This window comes from Corynebacterium sp. ACRQJ, from assembly GCF_022346045.1.
Lineage (GTDB): Bacteria > Actinomycetota > Actinomycetes > Mycobacteriales > Mycobacteriaceae > Corynebacterium > Corynebacterium evansiae.
Genome location: NZ_JAKRMT010000014.1, coordinates 12,568 through 27,755, shown reverse-complemented (window position 1 = coordinate 27,755; position 15,188 = coordinate 12,568). Strand labels below are relative to the sequence as shown.

8 protein-coding genes are annotated in these 15,188 nt (G+C 62.4%); 4 read left to right on the top strand and 4 right to left on the bottom strand.

What is annotated here, in order from left to right; translation table 11 throughout:
• Positions 1-88: 88 nt before the first annotated feature.
• The 3 genes from MHX52_RS08055 to MHX52_RS08045 are packed head-to-tail and all read right to left on the bottom strand — an operon-like array spanning position 89 to position 8,111.
• Positions 89-3,784 (bottom strand): multifunctional oxoglutarate decarboxylase/oxoglutarate dehydrogenase thiamine pyrophosphate-binding subunit/dihydrolipoyllysine-residue succinyltransferase subunit, encoded by a 3,696-nt coding sequence (locus tag MHX52_RS08055; RefSeq protein WP_239317581.1) that lies wholly within the window; start codon positions 3,782-3,784, stop codon positions 89-91.
• A 53-nt stretch (positions 3,785-3,837) separates the two neighbouring features.
• Positions 3,838-7,302, bottom strand: a complete 3,465-nt coding sequence (locus tag MHX52_RS08050) for an ABC transporter ATP-binding protein (protein WP_239317579.1) — start codon at positions 7,300-7,302, stop codon at positions 3,838-3,840.
• Positions 7,303-7,343: 41 nt separating this feature from the next.
• Complete coding sequence (locus MHX52_RS08045) at positions 7,344-8,111, bottom strand: hypothetical protein (RefSeq protein WP_239317577.1); 768 nt, start codon at positions 8,109-8,111, stop codon at positions 7,344-7,346.
• A gap of 87 nt (positions 8,112-8,198) precedes the next feature.
• On the opposite strand from MHX52_RS08045, the gene MHX52_RS08040 reads away from it, so the two are divergent.
• Positions 8,199-9,713: a carboxylesterase/lipase family protein gene (locus MHX52_RS08040; protein WP_239317575.1), complete on the top strand. Its 1,515-nt coding sequence runs from the start codon at positions 8,199-8,201 to the stop codon at positions 9,711-9,713.
• Between the two features lie 188 nt (positions 9,714-9,901).
• A complete protein-coding gene (locus MHX52_RS08035) occupies positions 9,902-10,690 on the top strand; it encodes a hypothetical protein (RefSeq protein ID WP_035005623.1) in 789 nt (262 codons plus the stop codon).
• A gap of 1 nt (position 10,691) precedes the next feature.
• On the opposite strand, the gene MHX52_RS08030 is transcribed toward MHX52_RS08035, so the two are convergent.
• Positions 10,692-11,210, bottom strand: coding sequence for a hypothetical protein (locus MHX52_RS08030; protein WP_035005625.1), 519 nt, complete (start codon positions 11,208-11,210; stop codon positions 10,692-10,694).
• A 311-nt stretch (positions 11,211-11,521) separates the two neighbouring features.
• Here MHX52_RS08030 and MHX52_RS08025 point away from each other — a divergent pair, with 311 nt between their 5' ends.
• Both MHX52_RS08025 and MHX52_RS08020 read left to right on the top strand, forming a co-directional pair.
• Positions 11,522-12,838 carry an NAD(P)/FAD-dependent oxidoreductase gene (locus MHX52_RS08025; RefSeq protein ID WP_239317573.1) on the top strand — a complete coding sequence of 439 codons (1,317 nt, stop codon included), beginning with the start codon at positions 11,522-11,524 and terminating at the stop codon, positions 12,836-12,838.
• Positions 12,839-12,953: 115 nt separating this feature from the next.
• Entirely contained in the window at positions 12,954-15,026 is a 2,073-nt protein-coding gene (locus MHX52_RS08020) for a DEAD/DEAH box helicase (protein ID WP_239317571.1), read from the top strand.
• Positions 15,027-15,188: the final 162 nt, after the last annotated feature.

The following is a 15,188-nucleotide window of genomic DNA, read 5'->3' as shown; positions in this document are numbered from 1 at the left end:
AGCCCGCCACCTGGACCTTGGAGGTTCGTGGCGGGCTTTTGCCTCGCTTGGGCGCTAGCGCGGGGCTAACGCCTGACAGGGGAGCGCTTTACTCGAAAGCTTCCTCCAGCAGCTGCTTCTGCTCCAGCTGGTGTACCTTCGCAACACCGGTTGCGGTGGAGGACTGTGCACGGCGGGAAACGCGCTTCATCTTGATACCCGGGATGTGCTCCGGCAGCTGCAGAGCCAGGAACGGCCACGGGCCCTGGTTGGCCGGCTCGTCCTGAACCCAGCGCACCTCTGCGTTCGGGTAGTTATCCAGCGCATCCTTGATGCGGTTGAACGGAATCGGGTGCAGCATCTCCACGCGGACGATGGCGACATCGTCGCGGCCGTCTGCCTGACGCTTCTTCTCCAGATCCCAGTAGATCTTGCCCGAGCACATCAGGACGGTCTTGACGTTCTCGTTCTTACCGTTCTGGTTCGGATCGTCGATCACGGACTGGAACTTCTTCACCTCGGTGAAGTCCTCCACGGAGGAGACAGCCATCTTGTTGCGCAGCATCGACTTCGGGGTGAAGACGACCAGCGGACGCTTCAGGGACCCCAGAGCGTGGCGGCGCAGCAGGTGGAAGTAGTTCGCCGGGGTGGACGGCTGGGCGATGGTCCAGGAGCCCTCAGCGGACATCTGCAGGAAACGCTCGATGCGGGCGGAGGAGTGGTCCGGACCTTGGCCCTCGTAGCCGTGTGGCAGCAGCAGAACCAGCGAGGAGACCTGGCCCCACTTGGCCTCGCCGGAGGAGACGTATTCGTCGATGATGGTCTGGGCGCCGTTGGCGAAGTCGCCGAACTGTGCCTCCCAAGCCACCAGGGCATCCGGGTTACCCACGGAGTAGCCGTACTCGAAGCCCATGCCCGCGTACTCGGTCAGAGCGGAGTTGTAGGCCTCGAAGCCGCCGCCCTTACCGGACTCGCGTGCGAGCTCCTCCAGCGGGCTGTAGCGGTCGTGGTCGTCGTGGTCGAAGAGGATGGCGTGGCGCTGGGTGAAGGTACCGCGCAGGGAATCCTCACCAACCAGGCGCACGAGCTTGCCACCGTCAACTAGAGAGCCGAAGGCCAGCAGCTCGGCGAAGCCCCAGTCGATCTTGCCGTTGCGGGACATTTCCTTGCGGCGCTTGATCACCGGCTTTACGCGCGGGTGCGGGGTGATGTGATCAGGAACATCGGCAAACAGGTCACCGATGTGCTCGATGAGCTCGCGATCCACAGAGGTATCCAGGCCACGCGGCAGCTCCTGGGAGCCGGTAATGCCGCTCTGCTCCTTCGGCTTGGCACCCTTCTCGGCCTCGCGTACCTGGGTGAACACGGTCTCCAGCTGCTCGTGGAAGTCGCGCTGGACGCGCTCGATGTCTTCCTCGGTCAGGTCGCCGCGGCCCAGCAGGGTCTCGGTGTACTGATCTCGGGAGCTCTTCGTCTCACCAATCAGCTTGTACATCAGCGGCTGGGTCATCGACGGATCGTCGGCCTCGTTGTGGCCGCGACGGCGGTAGGTAACCAGGTCGATGAATACGTCCTTGCCGAAGCGGTTGCGGTAATCCACAGCCAGGTGTGCCACCCATACGACTGCCTCTGGGTCGTCGCCGTTGACGTGGAACACCGGGCAGTCGAAGCCCTTAGCCAGGTCGGTGGCGTAGTGGGTGGAACGGCCGGCATCCGGGGTGGTGGTGAAGCCGATCTGGTTGTTCACGACGATGTGGACGGTACCGCCGACCTCGTAGGCCTCCAGGCGAGCCAGGTTGATGGTCTCCTGCACGATGCCCAGGCCGGCGAAGGCAGCGTCGCCGTGCAGCAGCAGCGGCATGACGGTGTGCTTCTCGTGCAGCTGATCCTGCTTGGCGCGGGCGATGCCCTCCATGACCGGGTTCACGGCCTCCAGGTGGGAGGGGTTGGCTGCCAGGTAGATGTCGATCTCGTTGTCGCCGAACATCTGGTGGTAGTGGCCCTCTTGGCCCAGGTGGTACTTCACGTCGCCGGAACCGCCAGCGGCGCCCGGGTCGATGTTGCCCTCGAACTCGGTGAAGATCTGTGCGTAGGGCTTGCCCACAATGTTGGCCAGCACGTTCAGGCGGCCACGGTGCGGCATGCCGATGATGACCTCGTCCAGAGCTGCGTCGGCAGCGCGGTCGATAGCGGCATCCATCATCGGGATCAGGGTCTCGGCGCCCTCCAGGGAGAAGCGCTTCTGGCCGACGTACTTGGTCTGCAGGAAGTTCTCGAAAGCCTCGGCGGAGTTCAGCTTCTGCAGGATGTACTTCTGCTGTGCCGGGCTGAATCCCTCCTGGCCAGCCTCGATGCGCTCCTGCAGCCAGGTGCGCTCTTCGGCGTCCAGAATGTGGGTGTACTCCGAGCCAACCTTCAGGGTGTAAGCCTTGCGCAGGTGGGCAAGAACCTCGCGCAGCGTCATGGTCTCGCGGCCTGCGAAACCACCGACGTGGAAGGTGCGGTCGAAGTCCCAGAGGGTCAGGCCGTGGGACTCGATGTCCAGGTCGGAGTGATCTGGGATCGGCAGACCCGGCTGCGTCCACTGCAGCGGGTTGATGTTGGCGACCAGGTGGCCGCGGGAGCGGTAGGCCTCGATCAGCTGCATCACACGGGTGGACTTATCTACGCCGATGTTCGGCAGATCCTGGCTCCAACGGGTCGGGGCGTAGGGCACGCGCATGGCGTGGAAGATCTCGTCCCAGAACTCGTCGTTGATCAGCAGGCGGCTCATGGTGCGCAGGAACTCGCCGGATTCCGCACCCTGGATGATGCGGTGGTCGTAGGTGGAGGTGATGGTCACCAGCTTGCCGATGCCCATCTCGCCCAGGCGATCCTCGGATGCGCCCGCGAACTCGGCGGGGTAGTCCATGGAGCCCACGCCGATGATGGCGCCCTGGCCCTTGGTCAGGCGCGGCACGGAGTGGCGAGTGCCGATGCCACCCGGGTTGGTCAGGGAGATGGTCACGCCGGTGAAGTCGTCCATCGTCAGCTTGCCTTCGCGGCCGCGGTGAACAACGTCCTCGTACTTCTCGATGAACTCGCCGAAGGACATCTTCTCGGCTTCCTTGATGGCAGCAACCACCAGGGAACGCTGACCGTTCTTGCCCACCATGTCGATAGCCAGACCCAGGTTGATGTGCTCCGGGGTAACGAGGGTCGGCTTGCCGTCTACAACCTCGTAGGAGTTGTTCATATCCGGGTGGGCCTTGACGGCCTGCACCAGGGCGTAACCGATGATGTGAGTAAAGCTAATCTTGCCGCCACCGCGCGCACGCAGGGTCTCGTTGACCATCGCACGGTTTTCGAACATCAGCTTCGCCGGCATATCGCGCACGGACGTAGCCGTCGGGATTTCCAGGGAAGCGTCCATGTTCTTAACTACGGCCCTTGCGGCGCCCCTAATGGGGAACTCGCCGGGCTCCGGTGCCTCCACCGGCTGCTTCGGAGCAGGCGGGGCGGTGCGCTTCGGGGTGGGCTTAACGCTGCTGTCCTGGTTCTGGGATGCAGAACCCTTAGGCTGCTTGCCACCCGCCGTCGTATCCCGGTTGGGGGTAACGGTGTTCTTAGTGGAGCTTTGGCCGCCCGTGGTCGTCTGTGCTCCGTTGCCCGCCGCAGCCTGGGTGTTGCCCGACGAACTTACCGGAGAGGAATTCTTCTCAAAGTAGTCGCGCCATTCAGCGTCGACAGACTTTGGGTCTTCCTTGTACTGCTGGTACATCAAATCGACCAGCCACTCGTTTTGACCGAAATTTGCGCTGCTCACAGCAGGTCCTCGCCTCTTTCCTTTATGACTTTAAGTCTCGTCGTTCCACCCTACTACAAACCCGTTGTTGGCCTTGGGGCGGCATTCCACAATTCGGCATATAATCCGCCGTTTTGTAGTAGGTTGTTATGTTCGCCAATTTCGACGATACCGCCGTGATCCATCACGACGATTGTGTCGGCCCGGGCGGCGGTGCGCAGTCTGTGCGCGACGATGAGAGCGGTGCGGTTGCGAGTCACTCGGTTGATCGCTTCGACGATCTGTGCTTCTTCGTCGTCGCTGATATTGGCCGTCGCCTCGTCCAGCAACATGACCGCAGGCTGGATGTATTCCGCTCTTGCCAGCGCGATTATGTGTTTTTGACCGGACGAAAGAGTGCTTGCTTCGGGGGAGATGCGGGCGCTCAACCCACCGGGGATTGTCTGCAGGATTTTCTCGCCGCCGATTCGCTGGACCGCCGCCTGCACCTCGTCCAGGTTCGTTTGGCTTTCGTCGTCCGCGCCGTAGGCGATGTTCTCAGCCACGGTTCCGGCGAACAGATGTGGTTCCTGCGGCACAGTACCGATGCAGCGCCGCCACCCGCGGACGTCGAAAAACCGTATGTCGGTTCCATCCGCCCGCACGGTTCCTTCCGAGGGGTCCATAAATCGGTTTACTAGCCGCAGCAGGGTGGTTTTGCCTGCCCCCGTAGCGCCTACAATCGCCGTGGTACCGCGGAAGGTGTGCTCGATGTCTAGGGTGGCTTCGGAGTTTTCGCTATGTCCGTCTTGTTCGCTGTGTTTTTTGTTGCTGTATTTATATGTGACGCCCTCACACCGGATCTCCGGGCCTTTCACGAAGGTCGGTACAGCTGCGTCGGTAGGCGCGGTGACGGCAGGGCGTTCGTTAAGCAGTTCGCGTATCCGGGAGACGCTCACGCTGGCTTGCTGGAACTGATCGAACACCTGGGAAAGCTGCTGGATCGGCCCAAAGAGCATCGTCAGGTAGAGGCTGAATGCAACCAGGGCGCCCTCGGTGGTCTGGCCATTCGCTACGAGAGCTCCACCAGCACTAAGTATTGCGGCCTGTGCGAGCTGTGTGAGCAAGTTTATGCCAGGAAAGTACAGGCTGACCGCTGTTTGAGAGCGAGTGCGCAGACGGAGGTATTCCCGGGACTCGTCTTCTAGGCGGGTCTGCAGTGCCCTGCCGTAGCCGAAGGCCTGGCCTGTGGGTAGCCCCATGAGTGCTTCCTGAAACGTGGCATTGACCTGGCTGATCTGTGTTCTTGCCTGGGTATAGAGACGGCGGGAAATCACACGGAACAACACTGTCGCCACCACGATCACGGGTAGGAACAGTGCGACGATTCCAGCCAGGGTGAGATCGGTACTGATGAGCATGCCGAGGATGCCGAGAGCCAGGGAGGCGGACACGATCGTCTGGGAGAGCCCAGATTGCAGGAAGTTGGAAAGTGAGTCGATGTCGGTCGTCAAGCGAGTCATGATCCTGCCACTCGACTGGCGGTGGAACCACAGGAGATCCATCCCCGTAATATGCCGGAACAGCCGGTTGCGCAGTGTGAATATCAGACGCTCGCCAGTCAGCGTGGTGAGTACGGTGTTGGCGACCTGTGCACACCAGGAGAGTGCTACCACCAACAGGGCGGCTCCGCAGGTTACCCTCAGCGCCCCCATGTCGTTTTCTGCGACTCCGCCGTCGATCGCGTGGCGGATAAATGTTGGCAAAGTGATGTCGGCGGCTGAGGATAGGAATAGCGTGACGACCACCGCCGCGATGAGACCGGGCACCATGGCAAACAGGGTGCGCAGGCGGAAGCTCCCGCCGTCGTCAAGATCCGCGATTCGAGGTTCCACGGATGGATAGCCCGCGGGGTCGGCGGCACCGTCAGAGACAGTGGAAGTTTCGGCTGTGGCAGGGATTTCTGCAGCCGGCGCTACCGGCCGAGCAGCAGGCAGGGAAATCGTCTGATCCGGATCGCGGAAGCCGCCGTCCGCGCGGTGGCTGATGTAAATCACCGTGGGGCGGGACACCGCGGTGCGGAGGTTAGCAAGGATCTGGGCCTCGGTGGCTTGGTCGATGGCCGAGGTAGCGTCGTCAAAGATTATCGTGTGCGGGGCTCGCAACAGCACGCGCGCGATGGCGATGCGCTGGCGTTGCCCACCGGAAAGCGTGATGCCCCGCTCGCCGACGACGGCATCCAACCCTCCCGCCTCGCGGATGAAGCGATCGGCACAGGCCAGCCGGGCGGCTTCCCAGACCTCCGCGTCCGTGGCTGAATAGCCGAGGAGAATGTTCTCTCGGATCGTCCCGGAGTAGAGGAATGCCTCGTCCATTACCAGCGCTGGCCGGTCTGGTTCTTGCACTTCCAGCAGCGGAATCGGCCTGCCATCGGTGGCATTAACCACCTGGATCTCCTCCGCATCCTGGGTGTTTAGGCCAGCCAAGGCGTGCGCCAGGCGGGTCTTTCCCGAAGCCACCGGGCCTTCCACGATCGTCGTGCTCGAGGGGGCGATGCTCAGCCGAATCGGGGGTTGCCCCGGGGCGATCGGCACGCTGCCTACAAACCCCATCGGGGCGCGCACAGCAGTGGTGCCGGTGGGGCGCGGCGGGGCGTCAATAATCTCGAAAATGCGATCCGCACACGGTTGGGTGACGTGCACATTGACCAGCATCCCCGCAGCCATGCGAGTTAGCCGGGCGAGCATGGTGATGAACGTGGAGACCGCCAGGAAGTCACCAACGCTGATCGCCCCGCGCATGGCCAACCATCCGCCCAGTGCGATTGCCGCCACAAGCGCCACGTTCGGCAGGGCGGAAAGGGCGGGCTGGAAGATGGCGCTGAGCTTGCCCACGCGCATGTTAATGCCGTACTGCCGGGCGGATTCGCGCCGATAGCGGCCAATCTCGCGTGGCTCCTGGGCGAAGCTCTTCATCACCTGCACACCGGACACCGTGCGTTCAACCTGCTCCGCAACCACCGCCCCCTGGCGCTGCGAAGCCAGGGACGGGCCGTACAGTTTTGTACGCGAGGCATAAGCCACGGCGAAGAGAAGTGGGATCTGCACCGCGACAATCCCGGCGATAGGCGGGGAGATCCACAGCACCACGGCGAAGATCAGCACCAGCTCCAGCATGCTGGAAGCCATCAGCGGGAGCATCGCGACCATTCCCTGCACCTTCGTCAGGTCCGTGATGGTGCGCGAGATCACCTGGCCCGTGCCGAAAGACCGAGCTGCGTTCTCGTCGACAGCCTGGATTGCCGCAAACATTCGAGTGCGCAGGCTGTGCTGAGTGCGTACGCTGAACGTGCCAGAGAGGAAACGCCGCAACGCCTGCGTAACGAAACGCGCGCAGGCAACCGCCACTAGTAACCCGATCGCGCGCGTGCTGCCATCCACGGAAGCGCCCGCGAGCAGCGGCAATAGCAGCTCAATGGTGGGCAAGAGTACGGAGAAAACCACCACGGCAGCGAATAACCACCGGTGGCGCCGGGCGGATTCTCGGATGACTCTGAACACGGCGATGATTCTAACGCGGGGGTCGGACAACCCCCGGCGAGCTAGAAGATCTCGTCGGCCTCGCGGATGAAGACGTGCACGTTGTCGACCATGCGCTCTGCGATCTTGCGGTTGGCCTTAGCCCCCAGGTAAGCGCCGACGCCGAACGGCAGAACCTTTTTAAACATCGCGCCGCCGAAGCTCTTGCGAACCTGGCGGAATGCGAAGCGCCCCAGGACGTTGTTGGCCTGCTTTAGCTCGACAGAGCCGGCTTTGCGCAGCTTGCGCGCGCCGCGCAGCCGGTTGGCGGCCTGCAGCGAGCTGAAGGTTCGATCCTCGGCCAGCGCCTGCACCAGCTCCTTGGCCGTAGCCCCGGAGATCGCCAGGTACACCACCGCGCGGCGAGTCTCCTCCTTGGAAATATCGATGCCATTCAACTCGGCGGAGGCCAGGGCGTAGAGCGCACAAACCTCAATGAGCAACGCGGATTCCGCCGCGATACCCGCCAAGGAGAGCAACGTGCCCACGCCCGGGACTGCGGCCACGCCGCCGGTCCCCGCGCCGGAGCCCGTGGCCAGGTTCTTAAAGTGCGTGTCTAGAACTTCCTGTCGGCGCTGAGGCGTGGCGTCACCATGCTTCTTCTCGATCTTTGCCACGTAGGACCGGATGAGCGGCTCCTGGATAGAGACCGTGCGGTCGATTGCCGCGAAGAAGCGGCGAGCGAACGGGCCGGAAGGGTAGGGCGCACGCCGAGCCTGCTGGATGAGCTCAGAGGTAGCGGTGGCCTCGTCACGCGGTTGATCGGACTTGCCGAAATTGAGAATTCCCATGGGCATCAACAGTAGGCCAAAACCGAGCCGACGGTACGGAAGGCGCTCGCCCGACCGCGGGCGGGCGTTAGAGCTTAGGATGGTGAAATGATGAATCAGGACGGCGTACGGGCAGAGACCACGGGAGGGGTCGTCCGAGGTTTCCGGATGGACGGCGTGCGGACATGGCGTGGCATCCCATTCGGCTCCGCGGAACGCTGGAAAGCCCCACGTCCGGTGCGCTGGCAGGGGGAGTGGTCGGCGGAGGAGTACGGGAACGTCGCACCTCAGACGTCCTACAACTGGAAAGACGAAGTTATCGGCGACGAGGACTGCCTGAACCTGGATATCGTCCGACCAGATACGGATGCCACACTGCCAGTTGTCGTGTTCCTGCACGGTGGCGGCTTCTTCGCCGGGGCTTCCCACACCGCAGTACTACGTGGGCATAATTTCGCCAAGGAACTGGACGTGGTTTACGTCGCTCTGAACTTCCGGCTCGGCGCGCTGGGGTATGTGGACATGAGCTCCCTGGATGTCCCCGACGCCGCCGGGTGCGAACCCAACCCCGCGACCCGCGACCAGCTCCTGGCGCTGGAATGGGTGCGGAAGAACATCGCGGGCTTCGGAGGAGACCCGGACAATGTGGTTTTGATGGGCGAATCCGCAGGTGGGACCTCCGCCGCCGCGCTGATGACCATTCCCGCCGCACGGGGACTATTCCACCGGGTGATTCTGCAGTCCGCGCCCGTAATGAGCGTGCACACCAACGCCCAGTCGAACCTCTGGGCGCGCAAGCTCACGCAGTATTCCGGACTGGTTCCGCGCACGACCTCCATCGCCGAGCTACGCGCTTTGCACTTCGCCGACGTAGTGCGCGCCGGGCAGCAGATGCTGTGGCGGGGCGGCGGGCTGCGGGAGATGAATATGGCCTTCGGCATCGCCATCGACGGGGAACTTCTCTCCGACCACCCTTTGGGAATCTTCGAACGCGCTGAGCATCAGCGGATCCCCCTGCTCATCGGCACTAACAACGACGAACTGTCGGCCGCGCAGATGCTGTTCTTCTCTAAGTCGGCACGTATAAGGGCAGCTCGGACGATGTTGCGCGCGCACGACCCGATGCTCGCCGAGCAGATTGAGAGCGCCTATGGGGACATTGGGCGCCGTGGGGTCTTCGCGCAGATGCTCGCCGACGCCGTGTTCTGGGCGCAGTCCATCCGGCTCGCCGAGCTGCACCAGGCGGCCGGGGCGCCCGTCTGGATGTATCGCTTCGACTATGCCCCCGCGATGTTGCGGCGGCTCGGGGTGGGTGCGATGCACTCGATGGAGCTGTCTGCTCTTTTTGGTGACGCCAAGTCCTCGAAAGCCAGCTTCGTCCTGGGAGGGGAGATGGCCGTGGTCTCCGAGCACATGCAACGGGCCTGGAAGAGGTTTATCTGGGGAGCGGATCCGGGCTGGGAGCCTTATACGTTGGACACCCGGGCGACGCAGGTGTTCGAGAGGGAAATGAGGCTGGAAGAAGACCCGCGCGCGGAGTTTCGCCGGGTGTGGGAGAAGTTCGACATGCGGGGTTGGGAAGGGGACGAGAGCTCCGTGGCGATGCCGAGGCCGGGGCGCTAGTTCGGGCGTGTGGGCGGCCGACACGGCAGCGGCACAGTGGGTGAGGAGGGGAGAGGCACCCGATTGGTTTTGCGTGGAGACGTGTTGTCCAGGATCGGGTTACTATGGTGCCCAAGTCTCGGAATGCACGTTCGCTTCGGACTGAAACACCTCATATAGCACTAGGAAATACTAGGGAGACGTTGGCTGTGGGTTTCTACGAGGACATTGCTCAGGCGCTGGATACTGAGGGTATTGAGTCACGAGTAAACGATGACATGCTGTTCGTACCGATTGCCCCGGAGCTGGAGATTCATTTCCAGCAGATCGAGCAGACGAGCACTACGGCAGGCATCAACTCGGCGAATGTGTTCATGGCCAAGGGGGAGCTCGACGAGGTTGCAGGCATTGAAGAGTTTGAGGACACCCTGGTCGGAGTGGTGTTCTCCGTCGAGGCCGCCGTCGCTGTGGTGGCACAGTACATTGCGACTGACCAGTGCATTACTGTGTTGCACGACCTGCTGGAAGGCACCGATGATCGCATCTCTGACCTGGAGTTTGAGCAAGATCTGATTGAGCCGATGCTGGTACGCGCAGAGGTGGGGAATGGCTCCCTCATCACGGTGATGCTGGGTTCCGGTACTGATGAGCCCGAAGCGACCGTGACCTTTGTGACCTTCGGCGAGGAGTACGACGAGCTGGTGGCACAGGCTGAGGCCGAGCTGGATAGCGACGAGACCCTAAGCGACTTCGAGCGCGAAGTGATGTATCAGAATGTCCTGGAAGATGCCGCCGAGATGACCCAGGAGGTTTTGGAGCTGGGTACCTTCACGGACTTCGATCAGCTCTTTGACGCCCTGGCGGTTGCACAGGTGCAGGCTACCGAGTGGGAAGAGCTGTTGGTCCCGTTGGAGGACGAGTTCGACTACTACGACGACGAGTTTGAAGACGACGAGTTTGACGACGAGGACGAGGTCGCAGCAGAGGACGAGGACTAGCTCACGCGGCGCGTGGAGCCGGCGCCTTGCCGGCCTGCAGATCCTCCTGCGTCATCAGCGCATGCCACGTCAGGCTGACTTGAGCCTGGTGGTTGCGATCCCGAAATTCCTGCGGATCCTCCCGCACAGTCCACGCCTGCCCCAAGATGAACTCCAGCAGGCGGGTGGACTCATTGTGCATCCACTGTGGGCACTCCACCGATACCGTGACCAGGAACAAGTCCTGTCCCTCCGGTGCCTGCTGCCCACTGAGCCTGCGCCACAGTAGAGGGGTCATGCGCCGCCGCGAGACGTGCACCATTGCCGTGGAATCGCCGGCCTCTACTGTGAAGCGAGGCGCCTGCCAACCAGGGGTAATGCGGATCAGGCTACGCGGATGGCGCAACATGGCGCGGGCTTCCGCCGCTGCGCGGTGAGGCTCGCTCAAAGCGAAACTCCGAGTAGACGGGCGCTGGTTAGCCGGGCGCTGGATAGCTGAGCGGGGGATTGGTGTGCGCCGGGTGGTGATGCGGGACTTCATGGTTGCTCACTTCCTTACTTGGGTGTTCTTGGCACTTGGGGATTCTTGGCTGAGTTTTTCTGTGTGTTGATCATCCGAGCCAGACCTCCGCTGCGGAGACCCGCCAGCAGTGGTCTGCGTTCAGGGATGCAGAGTAGGCAACGGGGTGGACAAGGTGGCGTCACTAAGAAAAAGAATAGAACACACAATCGAATAAGGGAGGGTGTTGCGAGCGACCGACGACAATAGCCGGTGCGATAGCATGGGCGCAGCAGGTGCGCTAGCGCAGGCGGAAACAGTAGGCGAGGAAAGACAGGTTAGGGAGCAGCGACATGGCGGAAAACACAGCCAATGTAGCCATCGTAGGAGGCGGGCTAGCCGGACTCGCCGCAGCGCGAACCCTGCACAAAAGTGGCGTGAGCTGCACTGTCTTTGAAGCCAGCGACAGTCTTGGCGGACATGTGCGCAGCGAGAAGATCGACGGAGTGACCATTGATCACGGGCTGCAGACCTTCAACTCGTGGTACCCGGCGGTGAAGGAAATCCTGCAGCCGGGGGAGTACGCCGCGTTGGGGATCCGCTACTTTCAGCCCGCGATCCAAACGCTCACGGACGACGGTCTGGCTCTGATCTGCGACCCGATCCGCGCGCCACACCTGATTCCCAACCTCATGCGCTCAAAGGCACGCAGCGCCCTATCTTTCCGGGACCTTCTGGCTCTGCGGCGCTGGCTCAAGTCTGAGCTTTCCCACCGCTCCAGTCTGGAGCTGCGCAGCATCAAGCAGAAGTACATCGCCGAGGACGTGAAGACCTGCGAATCACTGGACCAGCGGGGCGTGCGCCGACGTACCCGTGCCGTGGCCATCGACCCGCTGTTGCGCGCCTTCCTATTCGATGCTGAGAACGAATCCTCCGCGATCTTCGCCAAGTGGATGGTCGCCACCATGCTGCGCGGAAACCTGGCTGTGCTGGAAAGCGGCATGGGCGAACTATCGGCGGCGCTCGCGCGCGTGCCGGGGGCCGAATTCCGGATGAACTCGCCGGTAACGGCCATCGAGGAGGACGGTGACGGGGTTCGGGTGACGGCTAACCGGGCAGAGACCGAACACTTCTCGCACGTTATCGTGGCCGTCGATCCGCGGCGGGAAACCGAGCTACTGGGCTCGCCGGAAGTGCCCACGACCAGCGTTTCTTCCTGGTGGTTTGTCTCGGACGAGCCGGTTATGGAGGAAGGTTTACTGACCGTGGACGGCACTCGCGGCACTCCCATTACGTCGGCCATGGAGGTTACCGCCGCCGCCCCCAGCTATGCGCCTGGCAAGCACCTGGTGGCCGCTAACCACGTGCACCCGCGCGGTTCTAACCCAGCTGACGGGCCGTCGGTGGCTGAGGTGCAGCGCGGTCTGGGGTCGCTGTTCGGCGTAGATTCCTCCGGTTGGGAGCTGGTTAAGGAACAGAAGTTTATTGACGCCATCCCGCTCATCCTCCCGCAAAGCCTGCAACGTATAGGCAAGGAAATGGGGGAGCGGGAACTCCAAGGCGGTCGCATCGCCTTGGCCGGTGCCCAGCACGCAACGCCGAGTATCGATGGTGTGCTCCGCAGCGGGCAGCGGGCGGCAAATCACGTGATCGCCCAGCTTGAGCTTTAACCTGAGCTGTAGCCTGAGCTGTAGCTTGCGTTACGGGCAGCTGAACCGTGGGGTATTTTCCGGGGTATTTTCGTGAATCGCTTTATCGGTCAAGGCAGCGTAGGCTTGGACAACGATGAGTGATACTGAAAACGTCACCGGCGACGTGAACCAGCCGGTTAATGACGAGTCGGTATCTCAGAATGAACTGCAGGGTGGCCTCACGGAGAATTCTTCCCAGGATTCTGCCGTGGAAAAGCACGAGCCACAAGATGTGACTAATGAGGCAGTGGAGTCTGAGAACGCCGAAGCGAAAGTTCCAGAAAACGACAATAAGCAAAGCGAAAAACAGGGCGAAGAGCAGCAGCCCTCTTTCGACGGGCTGGGATTGCCCGAAAACGTACTAGCTGCAGTCAAGAAGGTCGGCTTCGAATTACCTTCTCCGATCCAGGCAGAAACCATTCCGGTGCTCATGGAAGGCCACGACGTGGTCGGCCTCGCACAGACCGGTACCGGTAAGACGGCCGCATTTGCGTTGCCGATTCTGTCGCGTATTGACGTGTCGAAGCGTCACCCCCAAGCCCTCGTATTGGCACCGACGCGCGAGCTTGCGCTGCAGGTTGCAGAGAGCTTCCAATCTTTCTCCGAGCACCTGGGCGGCATCCACGTGCTGCCGATCTACGGCGGCCAGGCCTACGGCGTGCAGCTGTCCGGCCTGCGCCGAGGTGCCCACATTGTGGTTGGTACGCCCGGCCGTGTGATCGATCACCTAGAGAAGGGCAGCCTGGATATTTCCGAGCTGCGCTTCATGGTGCTCGACGAGGCCGACGAGATGCTGAACATGGGCTTCCAGGAGGACGTCGAGCGCATCCTGGAAGATACCCCCAGCGAGAAGCAGGTTGCCCTGTTCTCCGCGACAATGCCCTCCGGCATTCGCCGCCTGTCGAAGCAGTACCTGAACGATCCGCGCGAGATTACGGTCAAGGCCACCCAGCGGACCAGCGAAAACATCGAACAGGATTACCTGCTGGTCAGCCACCGCGACAAGCTGGACGCGCTGACTCGCATCCTCGAGGTCACTGAGTTCGAGGCCATGATCATGTTCGTGCGCACGAAGAACGAGACCGAGGAGCTGGCGGAGCGCTTGCGTGCCCGCGGCTTCAATGCGGCCGCCATTAACGGCGATATTCCGCAGAACTTGCGTGAGCGCACCGTGGATCAGCTGAAGGATGGCCGCCTGGACATCCTCGTGGCCACCGACGTTGCCGCCCGTGGCCTGGACGTCGACCGCATCACCCACGTGTTCAACTACGACATTCCGCACGATACCGAGTCCTATGTGCACCGCATTGGCCGCACGGGCCGTGCAGGTCGCAAGGGTCGCGCTATTTTGTTTGTGACGCCCCGTGAGCGCCGCCTGCTGAAGGCGATCGAAAGGGCAACCAAGTCTCGGTTGAATGAGATTGAGCTGCCGACGGTGGACGCAGTGAACGAGGCTCGCAAGGAGAAGTTCCGCGACAGCCTGACGGAGTCCCTGGCGGACCCGCAGATCGGTATCTTCCGCGACCTGGTGAAGGAGTACGCGGAGTCCAACGAGGTCGAGCTGTCGGACATTGCGGCAGCCCTGGCTACCCAGCTGCAAGCTGGCGAGGACTTCCTGATGAAGGAGAAGCCGAAGGAGGAGCGCCCGCGCCGCCGTGATCGCTATGGCGACGATAACCGCAGCGGAGGCGGAGCGTACAAGCCCTTCGACGAGCGCTTCAATAAGGAAGCTCCGCGCATCACGGATCGCAACGGCAAGGAGCTGGCCGTGTACCGCCTGTCGGTGGGCCACCGCCAGCGCGTGCGCCCGGGTGCCATCGTCGGTGCCCTGGCCAACGAGGGTGGTATGAACTCCCGCGACTTCGGACGCATCAGCATCTTCGCGGAACATTCCCTGGTGGAGCTGCCGGCGGATCTGCCGATGGAAGTGTTCCACGCGCTGGATCAGACCCGCGTTTCTGGCCAGCTGATCAACATTGAGCCGGATCCGGGTGCTCCGGCTGGTCGTCCGGGCAGCCACAAGCGCCAGCACCGCAATGAGCGCGGGGATCGCGATGATCGTGGCGGACGCGGCGGTCACGGTGGCCGTGGCGGTCGCAACCGCCGAGATGATCGTGGCGGACGCGGTTTCAAGTCAGACCGCGGGCACCGTGGAGGTCGCCGCTAGACCCTAAGCGGTCAAATGTCGTTAGAACGAGAATACGGACGCCCGGTCGAGGAACAGCATAATTCTGTAACGCTCTGACCTGCGCTTTCTTGTTAATGGGACTGTCGTTCATTTACGTATTCTCGTTCTAACGACATCCGCCCCTTTGCCCGCTGAGGCTGA